The sequence below is a fragment of the Rhizobium sp. 42MFCr.1 genome (assembly GCF_000377185.1).
Taxonomy (GTDB): domain Bacteria; phylum Pseudomonadota; class Alphaproteobacteria; order Rhizobiales; family Rhizobiaceae; genus Rhizobium; species Rhizobium altiplani.
This window is the reverse complement of sequence record NZ_KB897842.1, coordinates 29,197-52,440: the sequence shown is the minus strand read 5'-3', so window position 1 is coordinate 52,440 and position 23,244 is coordinate 29,197. Positions and strand designations below refer to the sequence as shown.

At 60.7% G+C, this 23,244-nt stretch carries 24 protein-coding genes; 14 read left to right on the top strand and 10 right to left on the bottom strand.

The features are described from left to right. The first annotated feature begins 1 nt into the window (after window position 1). Window positions 2–754, top strand: a complete 753-nt coding sequence (locus tag C934_RS0121450) for a pyridoxine 5'-phosphate synthase (protein WP_018858659.1) — start codon at window positions 2–4, stop codon at window positions 752–754. Window positions 755–808: 54 nt separating this feature from the next. On the opposite strand, the gene C934_RS0121445 is transcribed toward C934_RS0121450, so the two are convergent. Continuing rightward, window positions 809–1,696, bottom strand: a complete 888-nt coding sequence (locus C934_RS0121445) for an SDR family oxidoreductase (RefSeq protein ID WP_018858658.1) — start codon at window positions 1,694–1,696, stop codon at window positions 809–811. Window positions 1,697–1,815: 119 nt separating this feature from the next. Between C934_RS0121445 and C934_RS0121440 the strand changes: the two genes are divergently transcribed. After that, window positions 1,816–2,232 carry a winged helix-turn-helix transcriptional regulator gene (locus C934_RS0121440; RefSeq protein WP_018858657.1) on the top strand — a complete coding sequence of 139 codons (417 nt, stop codon included), beginning with the start codon at window positions 1,816–1,818 and terminating at the stop codon, window positions 2,230–2,232. On the opposite strand, the gene C934_RS0121435 is transcribed toward C934_RS0121440, so the two are convergent. The 4 genes from C934_RS0121435 to C934_RS0121420 all read right to left on the bottom strand — a co-directional run bounded on the left by C934_RS0121435 (window position 2,218) and on the right by C934_RS0121420 (window position 5,896). Then, window positions 2,218–3,447 (bottom strand): MFS transporter, encoded by a 1,230-nt coding sequence (locus C934_RS0121435; protein WP_018858656.1) that lies wholly within the window; start codon window positions 3,445–3,447, stop codon window positions 2,218–2,220. The two genes, C934_RS0121440 and C934_RS0121435, sit on opposite strands and share 15 nt — an antisense overlap. Before the next feature lie 66 nt (window positions 3,448–3,513). Further along, window positions 3,514–4,131 (bottom strand): TetR/AcrR family transcriptional regulator, encoded by a 618-nt coding sequence (locus C934_RS0121430; protein ID WP_018858655.1) that lies wholly within the window; start codon window positions 4,129–4,131, stop codon window positions 3,514–3,516. A gap of 61 nt (window positions 4,132–4,192) precedes the next feature. Continuing rightward, the gene (locus C934_RS0121425) at window positions 4,193–5,110 is read right to left on the bottom strand and encodes a bifunctional helix-turn-helix transcriptional regulator/GNAT family N-acetyltransferase (protein ID WP_018858654.1); all 918 of its coding nucleotides are present in this window, start codon (window positions 5,108–5,110) and stop codon (window positions 4,193–4,195) included. Window positions 5,111–5,176: 66 nt separating this feature from the next. Continuing rightward, a complete protein-coding gene (locus tag C934_RS0121420; RefSeq protein WP_018858653.1) occupies window positions 5,177–5,896 on the bottom strand; it encodes an aspartate/glutamate racemase family protein in 720 nt (239 codons plus the stop codon). Between the two features lie 160 nt (window positions 5,897–6,056). Here C934_RS0121420 and C934_RS0121415 point away from each other — a divergent pair, with 160 nt between their 5' ends. Beyond that, entirely contained in the window at window positions 6,057–6,521 is a 465-nt protein-coding gene (locus C934_RS0121415) for an Lrp/AsnC family transcriptional regulator (RefSeq protein WP_018858652.1), read from the top strand. 129 nt (window positions 6,522–6,650) lie between these two features. Beyond that, entirely contained in the window at window positions 6,651–7,922 is a 1,272-nt protein-coding gene (locus tag C934_RS0121410) for an NAD(P)/FAD-dependent oxidoreductase (protein WP_018858651.1), read from the top strand. Between the two features lie 32 nt (window positions 7,923–7,954). On the opposite strand, the gene C934_RS0121405 is transcribed toward C934_RS0121410, so the two are convergent. After that, on the bottom strand, window positions 7,955–9,001 hold the full coding sequence (locus C934_RS0121405) for an NAD(P)-dependent alcohol dehydrogenase (protein ID WP_018858650.1): 1,047 nt from the start codon (window positions 8,999–9,001) through the stop codon (window positions 7,955–7,957). Window positions 9,002–9,189: 188 nt separating this feature from the next. Here C934_RS0121405 and C934_RS0121400 point away from each other — a divergent pair, with 188 nt between their 5' ends. The 3 genes from C934_RS0121400 to ilvC all read left to right on the top strand — a co-directional run bounded on the left by C934_RS0121400 (window position 9,190) and on the right by ilvC (window position 11,952). Further along, entirely contained in the window at window positions 9,190–10,095 is a 906-nt protein-coding gene (locus C934_RS0121400; RefSeq protein WP_018858649.1) for an AraC family transcriptional regulator, read from the top strand. A gap of 126 nt (window positions 10,096–10,221) precedes the next feature. Further along, window positions 10,222–10,887 carry a TetR/AcrR family transcriptional regulator gene (locus tag C934_RS0121395; protein WP_026371979.1) on the top strand — a complete coding sequence of 222 codons (666 nt, stop codon included), beginning with the start codon at window positions 10,222–10,224 and terminating at the stop codon, window positions 10,885–10,887. A gap of 45 nt (window positions 10,888–10,932) precedes the next feature. Then, window positions 10,933–11,952 (top strand): ketol-acid reductoisomerase, encoded by a 1,020-nt coding sequence (gene ilvC / locus C934_RS0121390; RefSeq protein ID WP_018858647.1) that lies wholly within the window; start codon window positions 10,933–10,935, stop codon window positions 11,950–11,952. Window positions 11,953–12,000: 48 nt separating this feature from the next. Here ilvC and C934_RS0121385 read toward each other — a convergent pair whose 3' ends face one another. Together C934_RS0121385 and C934_RS0121380 are read right to left on the bottom strand one after the other, a co-directional pair. Then, on the bottom strand, window positions 12,001–12,588 hold the full coding sequence (locus C934_RS0121385) for a class I SAM-dependent methyltransferase (protein ID WP_018858646.1): 588 nt from the start codon (window positions 12,586–12,588) through the stop codon (window positions 12,001–12,003). Between the two features lie 91 nt (window positions 12,589–12,679). Continuing rightward, window positions 12,680–12,937, bottom strand: a complete 258-nt coding sequence (locus C934_RS0121380; protein ID WP_007534948.1) for a GlsB/YeaQ/YmgE family stress response membrane protein — start codon at window positions 12,935–12,937, stop codon at window positions 12,680–12,682. Between the two features lie 152 nt (window positions 12,938–13,089). Here C934_RS0121380 and C934_RS0121375 point away from each other — a divergent pair, with 152 nt between their 5' ends. Next, window positions 13,090–13,539 carry a YidB family protein gene (locus C934_RS0121375; RefSeq protein ID WP_018858645.1) on the top strand — a complete coding sequence of 150 codons (450 nt, stop codon included), beginning with the start codon at window positions 13,090–13,092 and terminating at the stop codon, window positions 13,537–13,539. 235 nt (window positions 13,540–13,774) lie between these two features. Here C934_RS0121375 and C934_RS0121370 read toward each other — a convergent pair whose 3' ends face one another. After that, window positions 13,775–14,875 carry a branched-chain amino acid aminotransferase gene (locus tag C934_RS0121370; protein ID WP_018858644.1) on the bottom strand — a complete coding sequence of 367 codons (1,101 nt, stop codon included), beginning with the start codon at window positions 14,873–14,875 and terminating at the stop codon, window positions 13,775–13,777. 219 nt (window positions 14,876–15,094) lie between these two features. Between C934_RS0121370 and C934_RS0121365 the strand changes: the two genes are divergently transcribed. Beyond that, a complete protein-coding gene (locus C934_RS0121365) occupies window positions 15,095–16,315 on the top strand; it encodes an aminotransferase-like domain-containing protein (protein ID WP_018858643.1) in 1,221 nt (406 codons plus the stop codon). A gap of 26 nt (window positions 16,316–16,341) precedes the next feature. On the opposite strand, the gene C934_RS0121360 is transcribed toward C934_RS0121365, so the two are convergent. Then, entirely contained in the window at window positions 16,342–17,400 is a 1,059-nt protein-coding gene (locus C934_RS0121360) for an aldo/keto reductase (RefSeq protein ID WP_018858642.1), read from the bottom strand. A gap of 163 nt (window positions 17,401–17,563) precedes the next feature. On the opposite strand from C934_RS0121360, the gene C934_RS0121355 reads away from it, so the two are divergent. From C934_RS0121355 to C934_RS0121335, 5 genes are all read left to right on the top strand, one after another. Beyond that, window positions 17,564–18,541: an ABC transporter substrate-binding protein gene (locus tag C934_RS0121355; protein WP_018858641.1), complete on the top strand. Its 978-nt coding sequence runs from the start codon at window positions 17,564–17,566 to the stop codon at window positions 18,539–18,541. A 17-nt stretch (window positions 18,542–18,558) separates the two neighbouring features. Next, window positions 18,559–20,253: an ABC transporter permease gene (locus C934_RS0121350; protein WP_018858640.1), complete on the top strand. Its 1,695-nt coding sequence runs from the start codon at window positions 18,559–18,561 to the stop codon at window positions 20,251–20,253. Continuing rightward, a complete protein-coding gene (locus C934_RS0121345) occupies window positions 20,241–21,269 on the top strand; it encodes an ABC transporter ATP-binding protein (RefSeq protein WP_018858639.1) in 1,029 nt (342 codons plus the stop codon). Before C934_RS0121350 ends, C934_RS0121345 begins: the two co-directional genes overlap by 13 nt. 68 nt (window positions 21,270–21,337) lie before the next feature. Then, window positions 21,338–22,447, top strand: a complete 1,110-nt coding sequence (locus tag C934_RS0121340; RefSeq protein ID WP_018858638.1) for an endonuclease/exonuclease/phosphatase family protein — start codon at window positions 21,338–21,340, stop codon at window positions 22,445–22,447. Beyond that, window positions 22,444–23,190, top strand: a complete 747-nt coding sequence (locus C934_RS0121335; protein WP_018858637.1) for an NUDIX hydrolase — start codon at window positions 22,444–22,446, stop codon at window positions 23,188–23,190. Before C934_RS0121340 ends, C934_RS0121335 begins: the two co-directional genes overlap by 4 nt. Window positions 23,191–23,244: the final 54 nt, after the last annotated feature.

The following is a 23,244-nucleotide window of genomic DNA, read 5'->3' as shown; positions in this document are numbered from 1 at the left end:
CATGCAGACTACGCTTTCCGTCAATCTCAATGCCGTCGCGATGCTGCGCAACCGCCGCGATCTTCCATGGCCCAGTGTAGAGGGGTTGGGGCGGATTGCGCTGCAATCCGGCGCGAGCGGATTGACGGTCCATCCGCGACCCGACCAAAGACACATCCGTTTTTCGGACCTGCCCATCATCCGCAATCTGATCGATGACGAATTTCCAAACGCCGAATTCAATATCGAGGGCTATCCCACCGAGGAGTTTCTCGATCTCTGCGTTGGGGTGGCACCCGAGCAGGTCACGCTGGTTCCGGACGACCCCTCACAGGCGACCTCTGATCATGGCTGGGATTTCCGCAAGCACCGCGATTTCCTGACTGATGTCATTGCGCGGCTGAAGAAGATGGGCACGCGCGTATCGCTGTTCGCCGATGGCGATGGGGACGCCGAGGCCGTCGCGATTGCCAAGGCGGTCGGTGCTGACCGGATCGAGCTTTATACGGGGCCATATGGCGGCTGCTACGATGCGCCTGAACGGGTAGGGCCAATCCTCGAGGCGCTAGGTAAGACAGCGGACGCGGCGCTGGCGATCGGCTTGGGCGTCAATGCGGGGCACGATCTGACGGTGGCGAATTTGCCACCGCTCTTAAAGCGCATTCCGAAACTCGCGGAAGTGTCCATCGGGCACGGGCTGACGGCGGACGCGCTGGAATTCGGCATGGCCGAAACGGTTCGGCGGTTCTGCCGCGCATGCGGCCAGAAGATCTGAGAACTGCATGAGTGAGCCCGCTCCGGTGGTGCGAAGCGGGCTTTATCGACCGACTCAGGCCGTGAGGGCGGTCTTGTGTGCGACGAAGAAGCCCTTGAGCGTTTGAGGCTTGTTGCCAGTCAGCGTCTCGTAATCCGCCGTTACCAGATCAAAGTTGCCGGCGCGGATGTTGGCGTCGGCTGAGACCAGCATGTCCGCGACGAAATCGGGAAGACCCGCGCCGCGAATGCCTTGGCCAAGCTGCTCATCCGTGACGCTGACGGCCTTCAACGGCCTTCCAACCGCATCGGAGAGGACCGCGGCGATCTGGTCGGCGCTCAGCGATTCGGCTCCGGTCAGCGTATAGGTCGCGCTTTCATCGCTGCCGGAGGCAAGGGACGCTGCGATTGCCCGCGCGCAGTCTTCGCGCGAGATGTTCGCAACCTTGCCGCCGTCGCTGCTCGTGTACCAGTTTCCCGACTGGAGATTGTGCGGCATGCCATGGAGATAGTTGTCCATGTACCAGGCATTCCGAAAGATCGTGTAGGGGATGTCAGTGGCCTTCATGGCATTCTCGGTGCCAAGATGATCGGGTGCAAAGGTCACCAGAGATTTATCGGGCGAGGGCATCGAGGTGTAGGCGATGTGCTTCACGCCTGCCTTGGCTGCCGCGTCCACTGCCGCTTTGTGCTGCTTGAGACGTAGGCCGGGGACGGCGAGTGCGTCGGTGCTGATGATCAGCAACCGATCGACGCCCTTGAAGGCAGATTCGAGCGAGGCGGTGTTGTCGAAATCGGCCTTGCGGGTGATGACACCCTTTGTGGCAAGGTCCGCGAGTTTGGCCGGATCGCGCGTCGCGGCGATGATATTTGCCGCTGGAACCTTTTCGGTCTCAAGCAGGTGATGGATGATCCGCTGGCCGAGTTGGCCGGCCGCACCCGTGATGAGAATGGTCTCGCTCATGTGTCTTTCCTCTAGGTTTGCTGTTGGTCTCAAAAAGAGAGTAGCTCTAGATTAGGAATTGACTGCGCGCTGTAAAGAAGGCAGTTTTTTGGCTCTACGTTACCAAAAGGGAACCAAGAATGAGTGGCGCCGTCGTCAACCTGAAGAACAAGGCCCCCGGCATTCGTCGAGACGTCGATCTCAGCAACCTCGACTTCAACAATTGCCCGGTCCGGGACATGATGCAGCAGATTGGCGGCAAGTGGTCGACACTGATGCTCGAGGCGCTGTCGCAACGTCCGTATCGCTTCGGCGAATTACGGCGGATGATTCCGGATATCTCGCAGCGCATGCTGACACAGACCCTAAGGGATCTGCAGCGTGACGGTTACATCGAGCGGGAAGTGTTTCCGACGAAACCGCCGAGCGTCGAGTACCGGATGACTGATCTCGGCCGCTCGCTTTACAGCACGCTCGCCTTGCTACTGAACTGGGCGGAGGCAAACCATGACGCGGTTCGCGCCGCCCGGCTCCGATTCGATTCAGCCAGCCTCTGAGACTGCCTGCCGGCCGCGGCCTTCCGTCAGGAACAGAAGGAACGCAAAGGCTGGGAAGCAGAAGCCGATCCACGCGGTCATCGTCCAGCCGCCGGTCGCGTAGGCCCAGCCGCCCACGGCGGATCCGATCGCACCGCCCGTAAAGAACGTCGCCATGTAGAGACCGTTCAGGCGGCTGCGATGCTCGGCGCTGATCGCGTAGACGGCTCGCTGGCCGCAGACCAGATTGGTGGTTACGCCGAAATCAAGCAGTATTGCTGCAGCGGTCAGCAAAAGCAGCGCCGTCAGCGACCCATCGGTTGCGAACTGGCTGATGAGAAAGGCCGACATTCCAAGCAGCATCGCTAGCGTCGAGGCAGCCTTCGTCAGTCCGCGATCGGCGAGCCGCCCGGCAATTGGCGACGCAATGGCACCAGCCGCGCCAGCCAGCGCGAACAGGGCGATGCCATTCTGCGTCAGCCCGAACTCAGGGCCTGCGAGCAGCAGGGGCGTCGTGGTCCAGAATAGGCTGAACGCACCGAACATCCCGGCCTGGTAGAGCGCGCGACGCTGAAGAATGCGCGAATGGAGGGCAAGATCCGCCATCGAGGCGAGCAGTCTGCCGTAGCTCAGTCTGGTGTGGGGAACACGGACCGGAAGGTTGGCTCTCAGGATGACAACGAGCGCGATCATGAGCGCCGCGGTCACGAAGTAGACCATGTGCCAGGAGGTTGCTTCGGCAACGAAGCTGGCGAAGGGCCGCGCCAGCATGATGCCACAGAGCAGGCCGCTCATGACGTTGCCGACGACGCGGCCGCGCGTAGCGTCCGGCGCCATTTGGGCGGCAAAGGGAACAAGTACCTGGACGGCAACGGATGCAAGGCCGATGCAGAGCGACGCTAGTAGAAACATCATCGGTGTCGAGGACAGTGCCGCGCCGACCAAAGCAACCGCAGAGATGGCGATCAGCGTCAGCACAAGTCTGCGGTTTTCCAGGAGGTCGCCGAGCGGAACGATCAGCAGAAGGCCGAGGCCGTAGCCGATTTGCGTCAGGGTGACGATCAAGCCGGTTGCCGCCGGAGTGAATCCGAGGGATGCGCTGATCGGGCCGGCAAGCGGCTGGCCGTAATAGAGATTGGCCGCGACCAGTCCGCAGGCGGCCGCAAAAAGAAACGTCATTAAAGGCGAGATCGTCTGCGGCGCGACGGTTTCCCGCGTGGTGGTCGAAAGGCTCATATTAGGCTCCGGGGCTATCGGATCATCAAAAAGGTTGCGCGTGAGGCGGGTCGGTCGCAACCCGATTTACGCAAGAAGTTTCATTGCAATCTCGGCGACAGCGACCATTTCTTCCTCGCTACGCCCCGTTTTGCCAACCACTCGCATTCCATTGGTCACGCAAAGCAGGGTACGGGCGGTGGCGGCGACGTCAACGTTCGCGGCGATCGAGCCGTCGCTTTGGCCGAGGCGGAGGAGATCGCGGATCAGCGCTTCGTTGGCTGCAAACGCAGCCGCGACACGGTCTGCGGCCTCTTCGTCGAAAAGCGCCAGGTCGTTCGCACTGCTGACGACAAGACAGCCGCACCGACCGGAGGCACCATGCGAGGAGAGCGCATAGTGGGCCAAGACTTCGCGGATCTTCTCACGGCCGGTTGCGGCCTTCGCCATGCGTGCGTCCAGAAGGCCGCGACGAACAGCGCGGTATCGGTCGAAGGCTGCGAGGAATATGCCGCGCTTGTCCTTGAACGCCTTGTAGACGCTGCCGGAGGCAAGGCCCATGGCTTCGGTAAGCTCGCTGATCGACGCGGCATGATAGCCGCGCTCGGAAAATACCTGGAGCGCCCTGTCGAGCGCTGCGTCGCGATCGAATTCGCGCGGTCTGCCGCGTGTCCTGATCGTTTCAGTGAGGGTCGCCGTGGTCATGGTCGACTTAATTAGGAAATGATCGTTTCCAAATCAAGGGAAACTTTTGCGACGCAGCAAATCAGAGATCAAGAACCCAGGTTTGGCCGTTTTCCTCAGGGCCGAACATCCGGTGTCTCCCCTCGGAGACAAGGCGGAAACCGGCCTTCAAATATATGCCGCGCGCGGCATGCAGGATGTCGTTCGTCCATAGCGATATCTGTCGATACTGCTTTGCCCTGGCAAAGCGAATGCATTCGTCGACCAGCATCTTGCCGAGTCCGAGGCCGCGCGCCGCCTTGTCCACATAGAGCAGGCGAAGCTTCGCAACGCCATCGCCACCATTGGTGACAAGGATCGAGCCGACGTTGATGCCTCCACGCTCGGCAATCCAGCAATACTCCTTCGACGGATCGAAATTCGCCAGGAACTTGCCGGCGACCTCTGCAACGAGGCCCTCGAAGCGCATGTCCCAGCCGTATTCCCCGGCGTAAGCCTTGCCCTGGCTTTGGACGATCCAGCCGATGTCGCCGGGCCGGTGTGCGCGGATGATCAAGGGTGGGCGCGCGGCCTCGGGATCCAATAGCCCCCGAATGGCACTCATCGCGGCTACGACGCTTTGCGGTTCGCCGTCGACGAGGTTAGCGAAGCGCTCTGCTATCTGAGTGTTGGAGCGACGGCCCAGTTCCTCGAATTGATCGTGTCCCTTGGTGGTGACGTTGATGATTTGACTGCGCAGGTCGTCGGGATCGGCCGTTGTTTCAATCAGGCCATTGGAGCGGAAGCGTTTGAGAATTCTGCTGAGATAGGCGGGGTCGAGTTGCAGGTCGCGTGCCAACGCGACCGCGGTGACGCCCTTGCGCGAGCCGATCTCGAAGAGGACGCGCGCGTCCGTCAGCGTGAAATCGGTGTCGAGGTAGGCCCGGTTCAGGACCCCCAGGAAGCTCGTGTAGAAACGATTGAAGTCGCGGGCAGCGTCGATCAAGCCAGGGTCAGACATGGACAAAACCTCCTGATAGGAGATTTTGTCCTGCTTTTATTTGACTGAGTCAACTAATTTGTTGACTCAAGCAGCCGCGATCACGCGTGCTTGTTCGTCGCCAAGTGCGAACTCGACGGCGGCGCGAGCATGGATCTCGGTTGTGTCGAAGCCCGGCAGCGGCAGATGCTTCGGGTCAAGGATCAGGCAGATTTCCGTGCAGCCGAGAATGATACTGTCCGCGCCCTTGGCGCGCTCGCGTTCGATGATCTGCATGAGCTTGTCGCGCGAGCTGTCGAGCACCTTGCCGGCGCAGAGCTCATTGAAGATGATGTCATGGACGGACGTGCGGTCGGCGGCTTCGGGAACCACGACGTCAACGCCCAGGCTCTTCATGCGATTGGCATAGAAACCGTGTTCCATGGTGTATCGTGTGGCGAGCAGGAGCGGGCGCTTGCGCCCGGCTGCCTTCAGAGACTTCGCAGTCTCGTCGATGATGTGGATCAGCGGCACGGAGATGCGGGAGGCGACCTGATCGGCAATCAGATGCATCGTGTTCGTGCAGATCAGCATGCAGCGGGCGCCGGCAATCTGCAGGTGCAGAGCCACGTCGCCGAGCCGGCTTGCTGCAGAGTCCCAGTCACCCGCCTTCTGCATGGAGACGATCTCGTCGAAATTGACGGAATGCATCAGGAGGTCAGCCGACGTGAGCCCGCCGCGGCGCTCGCGTACCATTTCATTGATCAGGCGATAGTAGACCGCCGAGCTTTCGAAGCTCATTCCGCCAATTAGTCCGATTGTCTGCATTTTTGTTATGCTCCCGTCTGGAATTTCGTAGTGGCGAGATCATGCATCGAACCTCGCGCAAATGGTTTGCTTTCTTTGTCTCAAACTCTTCATTGGCGCTGCATTTTTGCGTATAATCTCCAAACTGCGCAAACTGCAGCCGTGAAATTTCCGAGGCACCATGCTTGATGACCGCGATCGACGAATCCTAGAATATTTGCAGACCGATGCGGGCATTTCGGTGACGGAGCTTGCTGAAAGGGTCGCACTATCGGTCTCTGCCTGTTCTCGCCGCATCCAGCGGCTGGAGGAGAGCGGCCATATCGCGCGGCGGATCGTGGTGCTTGACCGCGAGAAAATGGGCGTGCCGACGACGGTATTTGCGCTGATCAAGACGGCACACCATGCCGACGAGTGGATCGAGGCGTTTCGCCGGGCGATCAGCAGCATACCGGAGATCGTCGAGGCGCATCGGCTTACCGGCAACCACGACTATATTCTAAAGATCGTGCTCCCACGCGTCGAGCACTACGACGTGATCTATAAGCAGATCGTCCGCAAGATCGAACTCTTCGATGTGTCAGCGTCCATATCGATGGAATTGCTGAAAAGCGGGACATCGATCCCTGTTGCCTATGCAGACTGAGTGACCCCGACACCAAATTGAGCATTCGTGACTACCGCCCAGAGCAGGCGAGCTATGCCCAAACAGTGATTGAAAGCCGCGCGCGACCAACGACATTGGCTATAACGAAGTGGCACGGAAAGGCAGCTCATGAGCGAACACCATGTTGTGGTTGTCGGCGGCGGCTTCGGCGGCCTGCAGTTGGTCAACGATCTGAAGGGTGCGGGCGTCCGGATCACGCTGATCGACCGACGCAATCATCATCTCTTCCAACCGCTCCTTTACCAGGTGGCGACGACAATCCTTTCCACCTCCGAGATTGCCTGGCCCATTCGCCATCTCTATAGCGACCGCCAGGACGTGACGACGCTGTTAGGCGAAGTCGTAGGTGTCGATACTGACGTAAAGGAAGTTTCCTTACGTAACGGCACTACGTTGCGTTATGACACGCTCGTCCTCGCCACGGGTGCAACGCACGCCTATTTCGGGCGAGACGACTGGGAGTCGGTGGCCCCCGGCCTAAAGACGCTGGAGGATGCAACGACGATCCGCCGGCGCATGTTGCTCGCATTCGAGCGGGCGGAGACCGAAGCCGATCCCGCTGCGCGCGACGCATTATTGACCTTCACTATCGTCGGCGCCGGGCCGACGGGGGTCGAGCTTGCCGGGATCATCGCCGAGCTTGCACGCAGGACCCTGCCGCGCGAATTCCGCAATATCGATACGCGCAAGACACGGGTCGTGCTGGTCGAGGCGGGGCGGCGCGTGCTTCCGACCTTTGCCGAGGAGCTTTCTGACTATGCCAGCAAGGCCCTTCAGGAACTCGGCGTCGAGCTGCATATCGGCGAGCGTGTCCTGGAGTGCACGGCAGACGGTGTCGAGACGAGCGAGGAGTTCATTCCGAGCCGCACGATCGTCTGGGCTGCAGGCGTACAGGCCTCACCCGCCGCTAAGTGGCTGGATGTTCCGGCCGATCGGGCCGGCCGCGTCGTCGTCGAGAAGGATCTGACGGCACCGGGACTTCCGGATGTTTTCGTCGTCGGCGATACGGCGTCTGTCACGCGGGAGGGAGGTGCTCCCGTGCCCGGGATTGCACCGGCTGCCAAACAACAGGGCGCTTATGCTGCAAAGGTGATCCGGGCGCGTCTCGCGGGAAAGCCGGCACTCCCGCCATTTCGATATCGTCATCAGGGCAGCCTTGCGACGATCGGTCAAAGTGCCGCGATCATCGATTTCGGTCGGATCAAGCTGAAAGGCTGGATCGCTTGGTGGATATGGGGCATCGCCCACATCTATTTCCTGATCGGGACGCGTTCGCGTTTTGCCGTGGCTTGGAGTTGGCTCTGGATTTACCTGAGCGGCCAGCACAGCGCGCGGTTGATCACCCAGAAGGAAACGATGCGCGACGATAGCAGCGCATAGAAAGGGCGGCTCAAGGCCGCCCTTTCCCATTATCAAGCTGCCAGCGAGGCGATGTCGATGACGAAGCGGTAACGAACGTCGCTCTTCAGAACGCGTTCATAGGCCTGGTTGACCTGCTGGATGTTGATCGTCTCGATCTCGGAGACGATGTTGTGCTTGCCGCAGAAGTCCAGCATTTCCTGGGTTTCCTTGATTGAGCCGATCATCGAGCCGGAAATGCTCTTGCGGCCCGGGACCAGCGAAAATGCATGAACCGGGATCGCGTTTTCCGGGATGCCGACGACCACAAATGCACCGTCCACCTTCAGAAGGCCAAGATAAGCGTTCCAATCGATCTCGGCGCTGACCGTGCAGATGATCAGGTCAAATGTACCGGCAAGCTTCTTGAACGTCTCCTCGTCGCTGGTCGCATAGTATTCTTTGGCACCGAGCTTGAGGCCGTCTTCCTTCTTGGAAAGGCTCTGCGAGAGGACGGTGATGTCAGCACCCATGGCCGCGCCGAGCTTGACGCCCATGTGACCGAGGCCGCCCATGCCGACGATTGCGACCTTCTTGCCTGGTCCGGCATTCCAGTGACGCAGCGGCGAGTAGAGCGTGATGCCGGCGCAGAGCAGCGGGGCCGAGGCGTCGAGCGGAAGGTTGTCCGGAATGGACATGACGTAACCTTCCTTGACGACGATCGAGTCGGAGTAACCGCCTTGAGTGCGCGTCTTGCCATCGGCTTCGAAGTCGTTGTAGGTGCCGACCAGGCCGGGCATATATTGTTCGCGGTCGAGGTCGCGGGCTGCGCAGCCAACGCAGCTGTCGACGAAGCAGCCAACACCGACGCGGTCGCCGACCTTGAACTTGGTGACGGCCGAGCCGACAGCCGAGACGATGCCGGCGATCTCGTGGCCTGGTACGATCGGATAGACCGCATTCTTCCATTCGTTGCGGACGGTGTGGATGTCCGAGTGGCAGATGCCCGCAAATTTGATGTCGATCACAACGTCATCGGCATTGGGTTCACGGCGCTCGAAGGTGAAGGGCGTAAGGGGCTTGGACGCGTCGGTGGCAGCATAGCCTTTTGCAATGGCCATCTAAGACTTCCTTTCGGGTTGCTGGGTGATGGCAGACCATGCACCGGATCGATGTCGATGCGTTAGAGCGATACTCCGAGCTTCTTGCACGATCCTGCAAAAGTGACAGACGGGCCTATTCTCGCGGGAGCAAAGCTGTCCTAGATAGTGCGCATCTCTCCGAGGCGATACATAAAGGGTTCGCTCGTATGACTCTGCCGTTCAATCCCTACCAAGAAATCGTCTCCATTGCCGCGCGCCATCTTGGCGATGACGGGGAATGCAGGACCGCAATCGAGAGCGTGGGGATCAGTCGGCGCTCTTCACCGAGCGCTCCCTGCCACGGCAGCTACCGCCCTTGCATCGCCCTTGTTATCCAGGGCGCCAAGAGCCTGCGCCTCGGTACCGACGTCATCAATTACGGGCCTGGCGACTACCTGCTGACATCGCTCGACCTGCCGGTGACATGGCGAGTGGTGGAGGCAAGCCCCGAGGTTCCGCATTTCTGCCTGACGCTCGCCATCAACAGCGAGAAGGTTCTCGATCTCCTGAGCCGGGCCGATATCCCGCGGCCAACCGCGCCCGTTGGAGGACGCGGGATCGTCGTAAATGTCGCGACGCCAGAGCTCTTGGACGCGGCAGTGCGGCTGCTACGTTTGCTCGATAGTCCAACGGACATCGCGGCGATGGCGCCGCTGATAGAGCAGGAGATTCTATATCGGGTTCTTACCGGCCCGGACGGTGGCCGGCTGATCAATATTGCGGTCGCCGACAGTCACGGCAACCGCATTGCACGCGCCATCGCATGGTTGCGGCAGAATTTTGCCCAGCCGCTGCGCATCGAGGACCTCGCGGAGCAGGTCAACATGAGCGTGTCGTCCTTCCATCACCATTTCAAATCGATCACCGCGATCACGCCGGTGCAATACCAGAAGCAGCTGCGGCTGCATGAGGCGCGGCGTCTGATGCTGATCGAGCGGCTGGATGCAGGGACGGCGGGGCATCGTGTCGGCTATCAGAGCCCGTCGCAGTTCAGCCGCGAATACAGCCGCGTCTATGGCATGTCCCCGGTGAGAGACGTCGAGGCGGCACGCGAGCCTTCTGACGACGCCTGAGTAGTGCGCTGTAGGCAGCGACGGTCGCGCCGATAGCGCACAAGGACGCTGAAATTTTCGTGCCATGCCGCTTGACGCGCACAGTGGTTTGCAGCATAAAGCCTGCGAACCGTACCGTACGGTACTATTGGGAGTGAGGCCGTGTCCGTCGATAATTTGGAGCCCAGCGAGTTTTCGCCGCGCCAAAACGCCGTCCTGGAGCAGGCATTGCAGCTGCTCGTCGATGGCGGCGAGAAGGCGCTGACGACATCGGGCGTTGCGCGCGCGGCGAACTGCTCCAAGGAAAGCCTGTACAAGTGGTTCGGCGACCGCGACGGCCTGCTGTCCGCGATGATCGCCTATCAGGCGAGCAAGGTGCGCACCTTCGAGCGCAATGGCGAGCGGCTGACGTCGGCGAGCCTCCACGACCACCTCGTCATCTTCTCAAAGGATTTGCTTGAAGTTCTCGCCGGCGATGTCTCGCTGGCGCTCAACCGTCTCGCCATCGGCCAGTCGCATCGCGACGGCTCCAAGCTCGGCAAGCTGCTTCTGGAGCGGGGTCGCCGTCAGATCGATCGCCGCGCCATGGGGCTGATCGATTCCGGCAAGCGCGCTGGGCTGCTGCGCTTCCATGATGCCGACGAGGCATATCACACGCTTTATGGCCTGATCGTTTCCGATCTGCATGTTCGCATGCTGCTCGGCGAGCCGGGTCTCAAGGATACCGCGCGTCAGGCGGAGAGGGCGGTTTCCGCCTTCCTGCGCCTCTATGGCACGGAAAAGGTTTTGGCGGAGATGCCGCTCGTCGGCTGATCCCCTCTTACAAGTCACAGGACAAGCAAAGGGAAGGAAATTCAAATGCGCGTCTATTACGATCGTGATGCAGATCTCAACCTCATCAAGTCGAAGAACGTCGTCATCGTCGGCTACGGCTCCCAGGGCCGTGCGCACGCGCTGAACCTCAAGGACAGCGGCCATGCCAACGTGGCGATCGCTCTCAAGGCTGGCTCGGCAACCATCAAGAAGGCAGAAGCCGACGGCTTCAAGGTCATGACCGTTGCCGACGCTGCCAAGTGGGGCGACCTGATCATGATGGCAACGCCTGACGAGCTGCAGGCCGACATCTACAAGGGCGAAATCGCCGGCAACATCCGTGACGGCGCTGCAATCGCCTTCGCACACGGCCTCAACGTTCACTTCGGCCTGATCGAGCCGAAGGCGTCGCTCGACGTCGTCATGATCGCGCCGAAGGGCCCGGGCCATACGGTTCGCGGCGAATACCAGAAGGGCGGCGGCGTTCCCTGCCTCGTTGCCGTTCACCAGAACGCTTCCGGCAACGCTCTCGAACTCGCTCTCTCCTACGCTTGCGGCGTTGGCGGCGGTCGTTCGGGCATCATCGAAACCAACTTCCGCGAAGAGTGCGAAACCGACCTCTTCGGCGAACAGGTCGTTCTCTGCGGCGGTCTCGTCGAACTGATCCGTGCTGGTTTCGAAACGCTGGTCGAAGCCGGCTATGCGCCTGAAATGGCCTACTTCGAGTGCCTGCACGAAGTGAAGCTGATCGTCGACCTGATCTATGAAGGCGGTATCGCCAACATGAACTACTCGATCTCGAACACGGCCGAGTGGGGCGAATACGTCACCGGCCCGCGCATCATCACGGCTGAAACCAAGGCTGAAATGAAGCGCGTCCTGCACGACATCCAGACCGGCAAGTTCACGTCCGACTGGATGCAGGAGTACAAGGCAGGGGGTTCGCGCTTCAAGGGCATCCGCCGCATGAACGACAGCCACCAGATCGAAGAAGTCGGCGCGAAGCTGCGCGGCATGATGCCTTGGATCGGCAAGAACAAGCTGGTCGACAAGTCCGTCAACTAAGCGGTTTCACACTGCTGAGTCAGCAGGGCCGGGGCGAAAGCTCCGGCCTTATTTTTGCGTCCGTACCGCAAGCCAGCGGGTCGGCTTTCCGTCGTAGCCGGTCCCATCGCCTTCGCTGATCACAATGTTGTGCCAGCCGCCATTGCTCAGCATTTCCGAAAGCAGTTCCGCCGACGGATAGTTGTAGTAGCGACCGAAGCCGTCGTGCCCCTCGGCCTCGCCCGCCTTGAAGGTGGCGTGAAAGGCGCCGCCGGGCCGCAGCGCCGTGCGGATCCGTTCCAGCACATCAGGGAGGTCTGCCCGGGGGACATGCAGCAGGCTGGCCTCGGCCCAGACGCCGTCGAAGGCTTCCTCTTCGTCCAGATCCTCGAAGCGCAACACCGCGACGGGACGCTCAAGAAAGGTTTCGGCCTGCTCCGCGATCGCCGGCGATCCGTCCGTTGGCGTGACATCGAAGCCCTTTGACAGCATGTAGGCGCTGTCCTGTCCGCCGCCGCATCCCAGATCGAGGATGGCTGCACCTGGCGGCAGCATCAACAGAAAAGCGTCTAGGCGTCGAACCGGCAGCGTGCGTTGCCGCGAAGCATAGGTGGCCGCGTTGTCGTCATAGAATGAAGATGTACTCTCGTCTGCCATGATCGTTCGCCCAATGACCCAAGGCCGGAGTTACACGCATAAGGTCGCCGCCTTTGAGGCAGCGCTCATTCCGTCGATACAAAAGAGCGAGCTAGATGGAACGGCGCCCGCTGATGGCGTGGTACAGCCAAAGAACCACGACCGCGCCGATGACGGCGACAACGAGGCTGTAGATATTGAAGCCCGTTATGCCGGATGCGCCGAAGAAGCTGAAGATGACGCCACCGACGATCGCTCCGACGATGCCGAGGACGATGTCCATCAGCATGCCTGCGCCCGACTTGTTCACAATCTTGCTGCCGATGAATCCTGCGATCAATCCAAGGATAATCCACCCGATAACAGACATCTGCCATTCCCCTCCTTGATTGGTTGAATATTCAGACCATCTTCCCGTTTAAGCTAAATAGCTCGTCGGGGAATTCAAGGTTCGCGAGAACCTTGTTCTTTCATTCTACAGTTGTTGTTCAATGAAATGAAGCAACCGAAAAGGAGGATGTCATGGGTATTTTTGATGACGCCGTTCCGGGCGGAAGTATCTCGAAGCCGATCATGGTCGCGCTTGGCGCGTTACTAGTGGGAAAGCTTCTTGGTGCTGGAGGCAGCCAGACGGATCCAGCCGCTCAGCAGGCTAATCCCCAAGCTGGTGACGGCGGGCTTCTTGGTGGGCTCGGCGGTCTCGGTGGTCTTCTCGGCAAGCTGACGGAGGCCGGGCAGGGCGATACGGTGGATTCCTGGGTCCAGCCCGGACAGAACAAACCGATCGCGCCGGGCAGCCTCAACGATGCGCTTGGGTCGAAGACGATCAGCGATCTCGCACGCCAGGCGGGAATCAGTGAGCAAGAACTCCTGAATCAACTTTCGACAGTCCTGCCCGGAGTGGTCGACAAGCTGACACCCAGAGGCCAACTGCCGACACAAGAGCAGATCGCCTCCTTGTTCCGTTCCTGAGCGCGGTACGATCGAGCTGCAGTATCGCAGAAGACTCGCCCCGTTTCCCGGTCGGAAGCGGGGCGAACGAGTGTTTTTTCCATGCCGCCCCTGATGATTTTGCGACCGGCCGAAGCCTCGCGCCTCTCTGCGCTCTTCCTCTGGTCCGGCCACAAAAAAACCGGGCGTTGCCCCGGGCGTTGCCCGGTTTTCGAGTTTTCTGAATTGCTGGGCCGACTACTTGCGGCCGCTGACCTCAGACCAGGATGCGGCGTGTCCAGCCACGCTCATCGTTCGTCACGCCCTTCTGCAGGCCGACCAGCTCCTGGCGCAGCTCGGTGGTGAGCTTCCCGGTCTGTCCGTCTCCGATCAGGAATTCGCCACCAGCGTGTCGCACCAGGCCGATGCCCGCGAGTACCGCTGCAGTGCCGCAAGCGAAGGCTTCCACGAGCTTGCCACTGACGGCATCGGCCTGCCATTCCGCGAACGAGTAGGGGCGCTGCTCGACGCGCAAGCCCTTTTCTTCGGCGAGAACGATAACCGAGGCGCGGGTGATGCCCGGCAGGATCGTGCCGCCGAGCGGTGGCGTGACGACGGATCCGTCGTTCATCACGAAGAATACGTTCATCCCGCCGAGTTCCTCGACCCAGCGGTGCTCTGCCGCATCGAGAAAGACGACCTGATCGCAATTCCTCTTCGAGGCCTCGGCCTGCGCGATGAGGCTTGCGGCGTAGTTTCCTCCGCATTTTGCAGCACCGGTGCCGCCGTTGGCCGCCCGAGTGTATTCGGTCTCGACCCAAAGGGAGACCGCTTTTGCTCCACCTTTGAAGTAGGCGCCGACCGGAGAAGCGATAATGCAGAAGATATATTCCTGAGCCGGACGAACACCCAGGAATGCCTCGTTGGCGAACATGAAGGGGCGAAGATACAGGCTGGCGTCGCCCGATGGAATCCAGTCCTTATCAACACGGACGAGTTCTTCCACCGCCTTCAGGAAAAGTTCGTCCGGCACGGGAGGCATCGCCATGCGGATGGCTGACTGGGCGAAGCGGCGGGCGTTCTCTTCAGGCCGGAAGAGCAGAATGCGACCATCGTCCGCCCTGTAGGCTTTCATGCCCTCAAAGATTTCCTGCGCGTAGTGCAACACCGCGCTGGCAGGATCGAGTTCCAAGGGCCGCCTGGGCGTTACCTTCGCATTGTGCCACCCTTTGTCAGGAGTCCACCGAGCCAGAACCATATGATCCGTGAAGACCTTGCCAAAGCCGGGCGACTCCAGGGCCTGAATTCGGTCGGCGTCCGAGACCGGCGACGTGTGGAATTCGATCTTGATTTCAGGAGTGTTCGACGACGCGGGCATTGCTGGCACCTTCATAGCATATTTGATAGTGGCGGCGACACTACTGCCACGGAGTGGGTCTTGAAAAGATCGATTTTAGCCAGTTCTGGCTTCTGATCACGGAAGTGACCTTCGCTTCCCAAAATTGTCATGGTAGCAAACAAATAGGTCAGTAATGTTGACTTATTATTTGTTGCGTGGTTCTGTCGCCTAAAGACAAAAAATTACGAGGAAATGCCCATGCTGAATTGGGAAAGCATATTCGCGACGCGTTCTTCCCGTATGCGTGCTTCGGAGATTCGCGAGCTTCTGAAGCTTCTTGACCGCCCAGATATTATTTCCTTTGCCGGTGGTATTCCGGATCCGGCGCTTTTCCCCGATCAGGAATTCAAGGCGGCCTACGTCGATATCTTCGATAGCTCGGCCGTGAACTCGGCGCTGCAGTATTCGGTCAGCGAGGGCTACAGGCCGCTCCGCGAATGGCTGGTCAAGCAGATGGCCGCCATCGGCATCCCTTGCGAACTCGATAACGTCTTCATCGTTTCTGGCTCGCAGCAGGGCTTGGATTATCTCGGCAAGCTTTTCCTCTCGCCCAATGACACGGCGCTGGTCACCTGGCCGACCTACCTCGGTGCGCTCCAGGCCTTCAATGCCTATGAGCCGGCCTACGATCAATTGACGCCGAACGGCAACCGCACGCCTGATTCCTACAAGGCGCAGGCCGCGAGCGCGGGCGGCAAGGTGAAGTTCGCCTATCTCTCGGCCGACTTTGCCAATCCGACGGGCGAGACTGTCGATCAGGCTGGACGAGAGAAGGTTCTTGCCCTGGCAGAGGAACTCGATATCGCAGTCATCGAAGATGCCGCGTATCAATCACTCCGCTACGATGGGACGCCGATCGCGCCGATTCTGGCGACGGAGATCGCGAAGAAGGGGCACATCAACGATACCCGCACGATCTACTGCGGCAGCTTCTCGAAGACGCTTGCGCCGGGCCTGCGCGTTGGCTTCATCGTCGCCAACGCTCCCGTTATCCGCAAGCTTGTTCTGATGAAACAGGCGGCTGACCTGCACTCCTCGACGATCAATCAGATGGCGATCGCGCATGTCGCGGAACGCGGTTTCGATGCACAGGTCGCCAAGATCAAGTCGGTTTATAGTCACCGCCGCAATGTCATGCTGGCGGCGCTTGAGAAGTACATGCCTGCAGGCACGAGCTGGACGAAGCCCGAAGGCGGCATGTTCATCTGGGTGACGCTGCCTGATGGCATGGATGGCGCGAAGCTGCTAGCCAAGTCGCTGGAAACGGCCAACGTCGCCTTCGTCCCGGGCAAGGCCTTCTTCGCCGATGGTTCGGGTGAGAACACCTTCCGCGTCAGCTTCTCCTGCGCGAACGATCAAATGATCGAGGAGGGGATCAGCCGCCTTGGTGCGTTGATCGCCGGTGAAATCGGCGGTTGATCAGCCGCCGACCTCTTCAGAGCCAACTATCGATTGAGGTGTGGGCCGAGCAATTCGAGGTCCGCCTCACTCAGCCGGTCGCTGGCCGTGTTCAGCTGGTGCCAATACGGATAGAGCACGGGCGGCAGGCTGACCGCGTCCAGTCGACTGCGCTCCTGCTCGGTCAGCTTCAGCTCGGCCGCGGCGAGATTGTCCTTGAACTGGGCTTCGGTGCGCCCTCCGATGATGACAGACGTGACCGCCTTGCGGCCGATCAGCCAGGCAAGCGCCACCTGGGCTGCCGAGACACCGCGCTCATCGGCGATCGCCACCAGCGTTTCCACGATATTCCAGAGGCGGTTTTCATCGCGGATCGGCGGCTCGGTCCAGCCTGAGAACTGCCGCGAACCCTCAGGTGCTGCCCGGTTGCGTCGATGCTTGCCCGAAAGCAGGCCGGCAGCAAGCGGGCTCCAGACGAGGACACCGAGGCCCTGGTCGATGCTGATCGGAAGGAGTTCATATTCCGCATCGCGTGCTTCGAGCGTGTAGTGGATCTGCTGGCTGACGAACCGCTCCCGCTTTTCCCTCGCGCTGACGCCGAGCGCCTTCATGATATGCCAACCGGAGAAATTGGAGCAGCCGACATAGCGGACCTTGCCCTGGCGCACGAGTGTATCGAGCGCCTCCATGGTTTCCTCCAGTGGCGTCTGCCCGTCCCACTCGTGAAGCTGGTAGAGGTCGATGACGTCAGTCTTCATGCGCCGCAGGCTGGCCTCGCAGGCGCCGATCAAGTGATAGCGCGACAGGCCGGTGTCGTTCGGGCCGTCTCCCATGCGAAAGCGCGCCTTGGTGGCGATGAGAACGCCGTCCTTGCGCGGCCCGCCGATGATCTCGCCGAGGATTTCCTCGCAAACACCCTGCGAGTAGACGTCGGCAGTGTCGATCAGGTTGACGCCGGCGTCTATGCACAGGTCGACAAGCCTGCGTGCCTCGGTAACGCCGAGATCGCCAACCATCTTTGCCCAGCCTTGGCCACCGAATGTCATGGTGCCCATCGTCAAGGTCGAAATCTTCAGGCCAGAACGGCCAAGAAGCCGGTATTCCATTTGCGCTCCTCCAAAATGCACAAGTCAAAACGTGCGGTAGAAGATAGGGGCGGGGAAGGTGGGTCAAGGGCAGATGTCCGACGTCTTGGTACCGAAGCCGACTGTCACAATCATGTTATCCGCGATGGCTAAGGAACGGGTCTCCCACCACCGAGGACCAATCATGAAGACGATCGTTTCCGCCGCCGCGCTACTCGCAGCGAGCTTGCTTGCAATCCCAGCCTCCGCCGCCAATCTCGTCCTCTATACGAGCCAGCCGAACGAGGACGCGCAGGCAACCGTGGATGGCTTCATGGCAGCCAATCCGGACGTCAAGGTAGACTGGGTGCGCGATGGCACGCCCAAGATCATGGCGAAGCTGCAGGCGGAGATCGAGGCCGACAATCCCGTCGCCGACGTCCTGCTGATCGCCGACACGGTGACGCTCGAGCGTCTGAAGAAAGCCGGCAAACTGCTCGCCTACAAGTCGCCGGAAGCTGCCGGCTACGACGCGGCACTCTACGACGGTGACGGCTACTACTATTCGACCAAGCTGATCACGACAGGCATCGTCTACAACACCTCTGCCGCGTTCAAGCCGACCAGCTGGAAGGACCTGACGAAGGCCGAAGCCAAGGGTCTCGTGACCATGCCGAGCCCCTTGACGTCGGGTGCAGCCCTCATTCATGCGCAGACGCTGGCCGGCGTCAGCAGCCTCGGCTGGGATTTCTACAAGGATCTTGCCGCCAATGGCGCGACCGCCGCAGGTGGAAACGGTGCTGTGCTCAAGTCGGTTGCCTCGGGTGAAAAAGCCTTCGGCATGATCGTCGACTACATGCCGATCCGCGAAAAGGCCAAGGGCGCGCCGGTCGCATTCGTCTTCCCGACGGAAGGCGTCTCCGCCGTCACGGAGCCGGTCGGTATTCTCGCAAGTTCGAAGAATGCCGATGCGGCGAAGAAATTCGTCGATTACGTGCTCTCTGAAAAGGGGCAGGAAGGCTTCCTCAAGCTCGGCTATATCCCCGCCCGCAACGGCATGAAGCTGCCGGAAGGCTTCCCGGCTCGTGACAGCATCAAGGTGCTGCCAGTCAATGCCGCGGAGGCGCTGAAGACTACCGATCAGGACCTCAAGACCTTTTCCGGCATTTACGGCTCGAACTGATCGCCGCCGGAAAGCAGATGCGCGGATATGTTCGTCCTGGAAACAGCCAGCCTGCTTGGCTGTTTCCTTTTGTCGTTATCATTGTCCTGATACTTAGCGTGCTGCCGCTAGCGCGGCTCGCGATGACAGGCATTGCGGCGCTCGCAAAGGGCGGCGTCGGCGCGGTGCTCAGCGATCCTGCCCTTTGGTCGGCAACCTACTACACGCTCGCCACGGCCATTCTTGGCACACTGATCTCGCTTGCCATCGGCTGCGCCTTCGCGTTCCTGCTGACGCTGACGGATATCAGCGGCAAGGGAGCGCTAAGCTTCCTGTTCGTCCTGCCGATGATGATCCCGCCGCAGGTGACGGCGCTTGCCTGGGTGCAGATGTCCGGGCCGTCAAGCCCACTGCTGAAGGCGTTGCACCTTGCGCCTCCGCTTGGATCGCCGCAGCCGCTTTATTCGGTCGGGGGCATTTCGCTGCTCTACGGAGTACAGCACGCGCCGCTCGTTTATCTCGCCCTCCGTGCAGGCCTGATGGCGTTGCCTCGCGATGGTGTCGAGGCGGCGCGTCTTGCTGGGGCGGGCAGCTTTCGGGTCTTCCGCGATATCATCCTGCCGCTTTCGTTGCCGGGCATCATTGCCGGTGCCGCAATCTCTTTCGTATCCTGTACAGGCAACTTCGGCATTCCCGCCATTCTCGGCATACCCGCCTCGATCTACACGCTTCCGACACTTATCTTCACTAAGTTCTCCGCCTTTACGAGCCGTACTTTCGGCGACGTTGCAGTGCTTTCGGCACTGATCGCGATCATTTCCGTTGCCGGGCTTGCCATTCAGGATCGCGCCCTGCGCGGACGCGACTACCGCGTCCTCGGGCTTTCGGGCGCGACCGCGGCCTTCGAGTTGGGGCGCTGGAAGCTCCTTTTGCAGCCGCTGCTCTGGCTCTGCATCTTCTTCATGCTGGTAGCGCCATTCTTCGCTCTCCTCGCCGGTGCACTCGTGCCGGCCTATGGCGTGCCGTTGACCTTCAAGACCCTGTCGGCAAGCGCCTTCTACGAAATTCTCTTCCGTCAGGCGGTCACGCGCACGGCTTTCGCCAATTCGCTCTCTCTCGCGGCGGGGACGGCGCTATGTCTCCTCTTGGTGACTGTGCTGACGGCTTACGCGTTGACCCGGCGGAAGGACCTGCTGGGCCGGATCGTTTCGAGCCTGATCGAGATTCCCTATTCGCTGCCCGGCATCGTCATGGCCGTGTGCTTCATTCTGGTGTTTGCCGCACCGCTTCCGATCCTGCATGTGACGCTCTACGGAACGATCTGGATCATTCTGATCGCCTACCTCTCCAGTTTCTTTGCCGTTAGCCTGAAGCCTGTCGTCAGTGCGTTCCATCAGCTCGATCCGGCACTGGAGGAGGCGGCAAAGCTTTCGGGAGAGGGCTTCTTCCGGCGGCTCGCCGACATCATCGTGCCCTTGATCGCGCCCGCTGCCGGCGCGTCGGTGATCCTGGTCTTCCTGATCGCTTGCAATGAGCTGACTATTTCCGCGCTTTTGTGGTCGGCCGGGACGCAGACGCTTGGCGTCGCCATCTACAATCTCGACGACAGCGGTAGTTCCGATCTCGCGTCGGCGCTCTCCGTGCTCGTCGTTCTTATGGTCGTCTTCATGATGCTTCTCCTGGAATTGATGGCAAAACGCCTGCCGAGAGGAGTCGTACCGTGGCGGAACTGATCCTCAACCATCTTGCCAAGGACTTCGGTACCGGGCGCGCGGCGGTCGCCGACTTCTCCCTGAAAGTGCGGCATGGCGGCTTCCTGGCGCTGCTCGGACCGTCTGGCTGCGGCAAGACAACTGTTCTGCGCATGATCGCCGGTTTCGAGGCGCCAACCGACGGCTCTATCCATCTTGGCGAGCGGCTGCTTGCAGACGCCTCGAGGTCGCTACCACCGGAACGGCGCAACATGGCAATGGTGTTTCAATCCTATGCGCTGTGGCCGCATATGAGCGTCGCAGACAATGTCGGCTATCCTCTGAAAGTGCGCGGCATCTCCGGCGAGTCCTACAGACAGAAGGTCCGCGAGGCACTGGCGACGGTGAGGCTCGCCGACCATGCCGAGCGGCGTCCCGCCGATCTCTCCGGCGGCCAGCGACAGCGCGTGGCATTGGCCCGCTGCCTTGTCTCGTCACCTGATGTCGTGCTGCTCGACGAGCCGCTCGCCAATCTCGACCGGCACCTGAAGCAAGAGATGGAGGAAACGTTCCGCGAATTCCACCAGCGCTCCGGAGCGACCATGGTTTATGTGACGCACGATCAGAGCGAGGCGATGGCCCTTGCGACTGATGTTGCGGTCATGTCCGAGGGCCGCCTTCTGCAGGCTGCGCCGCCTGCGGAGATCTACGCCCGGCCAGAGGGCCGGCTGGTCGGTGGGCTGATCGGTCGCGGTGCGATCCTCTCGCTTTCATCTCCAGTTGGTGACATCAGGCTTCTCGATTGGAGCGCTCTCGAGTCCATGCTGTCTCACGAGGCGAGGCACCAGCCGAGAGTGGATGTGTTGGTGCGCCAGGAAGACGTCTTGATTGCTGGTGAAGGCGTTCCAGCACGCGTCGAGTCGATCCTCTACGAAGGCGAACGCTACGCCGTGAAGTTGCTGCTTGGTGACGGACAGGTGCTTCGCGCATTCAACCGTGAGCGATTGCGGGTCGGCGAAAGCGTGTGGGTCGTTGCGCGCGCCGCCTGGCGTCTCTGATCGCGAAACGTCTTTCCGAAGCGGGGCTTAGCCACTACTAATGGCATAACGCCAATTGGAAATGTTCGATGTCGCTTCGCATTGCCACCTTCAACGTCGAAAACCTCATGACGCGTTTCGACTTTACCGGCTTCCGCAACCAGTTGCGCCAAGACCGGGTCATCAAGCTTTTCGAAGTGCGCAGTGAAGGCGTCTACCAGCAGCTCGAGCAGGCGCGGGTGATCGCTTCCACCGACGATACCCGACAGATGACGGCGCTCGCGATTGCCGACGCCGACGCCGACATTCTCTGCCTGCAGGAAGTCGACAACATGGAGGCGTTGCAAGCCTTCGAATACGGCTATCTCTTCAGGATGGTCGGCAACGGTTACCGGCAAAAATATCTCGTCGAGGGCAACGACAGCCGCGGGATCGACGTCGCAGTCCTGATGCGGGAAGAGACACGTGACGGGCAGAAGATCGAGCTCAAGCAGATCAAGAGCCATGCAATGCTCACCTATCGCGATCTGGGGCTTTTCAACGACCAATTGGCGCTGACCAACCGCATCGACGACAAGATCTTCAAGCGCGACTGCCTGGAACTGGAGCTCGAGATCGGTGGTGTCGCGCTGTCGCTCTACGTGGTCCATTTCAAGTCGATGGACGGGCCGCGCACGAATGGCGTCGACAGCAGGCTCGGCACCATGCCGATCCGGCGGGCCGAGGCGCTGGCGGTTCGCCGTATCATCGAGGACCGCTTTCACGGTCATACCGATGACAAGAGGTTCGTTATATGTGGTGACATGAACGATTATCAGGAGCGCGTCGACGTCATCGGGCGCCGCCAAACGGGCTACCGCTTCGAGCATCAGGTCGAGAGCATCAGCGCGCTCGACGTCTTCAGTCGCGACGGCTTTTTGGAGAATGTCGTGCGCCGCCGTGATCCGCTCGACCGCTGGACGCTCTACCATGCCCGTGGACCCGAAGAGCAATGGCTGTGTCAGCTCGACTACATCTGGCTCTCGAAGGCGCTCGCCAGAACGAATGTCGGACGCCTGCCGGAGATCGTTCGACATGGACAGCCTTACCGCACGGCCTTCCCGCCCGGCCAGGAGGTCGAGCGTTATCCTCGCACCGGCTGGGACCGGCCAAAGGCCTCCGACCATTGCCCCGTTGTCATGACACTGGATTTGATATGAACCTGCATTTCTCCGAGGATTTCGCCGGCTGGCCGCCGGAGCAGACCGTATTTCCGATTGCTGGGCTGGACCTTCGCGTTCTCGCCGGGGACCATTCCTTTTATGTCGCGGAGCACGAGGCGATCCGGGAGAACTGGGCGAAGGAAACGGCTGCAAACCCGGCGCTGTTCGACGGCCGCATGGTCTTTCAGGAGCGGCTGGCTCTAACCGATGCCGGCATAGCAGGCGAGGGCCATGTCATCCCGTTTTCTACATTCATGTGGTGGCGTCGCCAACCGAGCCGGCAAGGCGGCATCCATCTGTTCGCCTATCCGGTCCTCGAAACCTCGGACGGCGCGCTGGTGGCTATCCGCATGGGGAGCCATACGGCCAATCCCGGCCAGGTCTATTTCGCTGCCGGTTCCCTCGAACCCGAGGACGTCAGCGAAGGTCGTTGCGACGTCGAAGGCAATATGCGTCGCGAGGTGATGGAGGAGACGGGGCTTGACCTCAACGAGGCCAAGGCCGGCGATCGCTACTACGCGAGCCATGTCAGGCGCACGGTGACTGTGCTGCGTCTCTTCCGCTTCGACCTGACCGCCGATGACATGATAGAGAAGATCCACGCACACATGCTGGTTGCCGACGACAAGGAGATTGCCGGCGCGGTTGCTATACGTTCGGCCGACCCGAAGGCACACCCCTACAATATTGCGATGCTCCCCGTCATCGACTGGTACTTCCGGGAACGGCGCGGCGCTTAACGCCTTGCGCTCGGTCGTCCGGTCGGGCAGGTTGGCGAAACGAGGATCGAGACC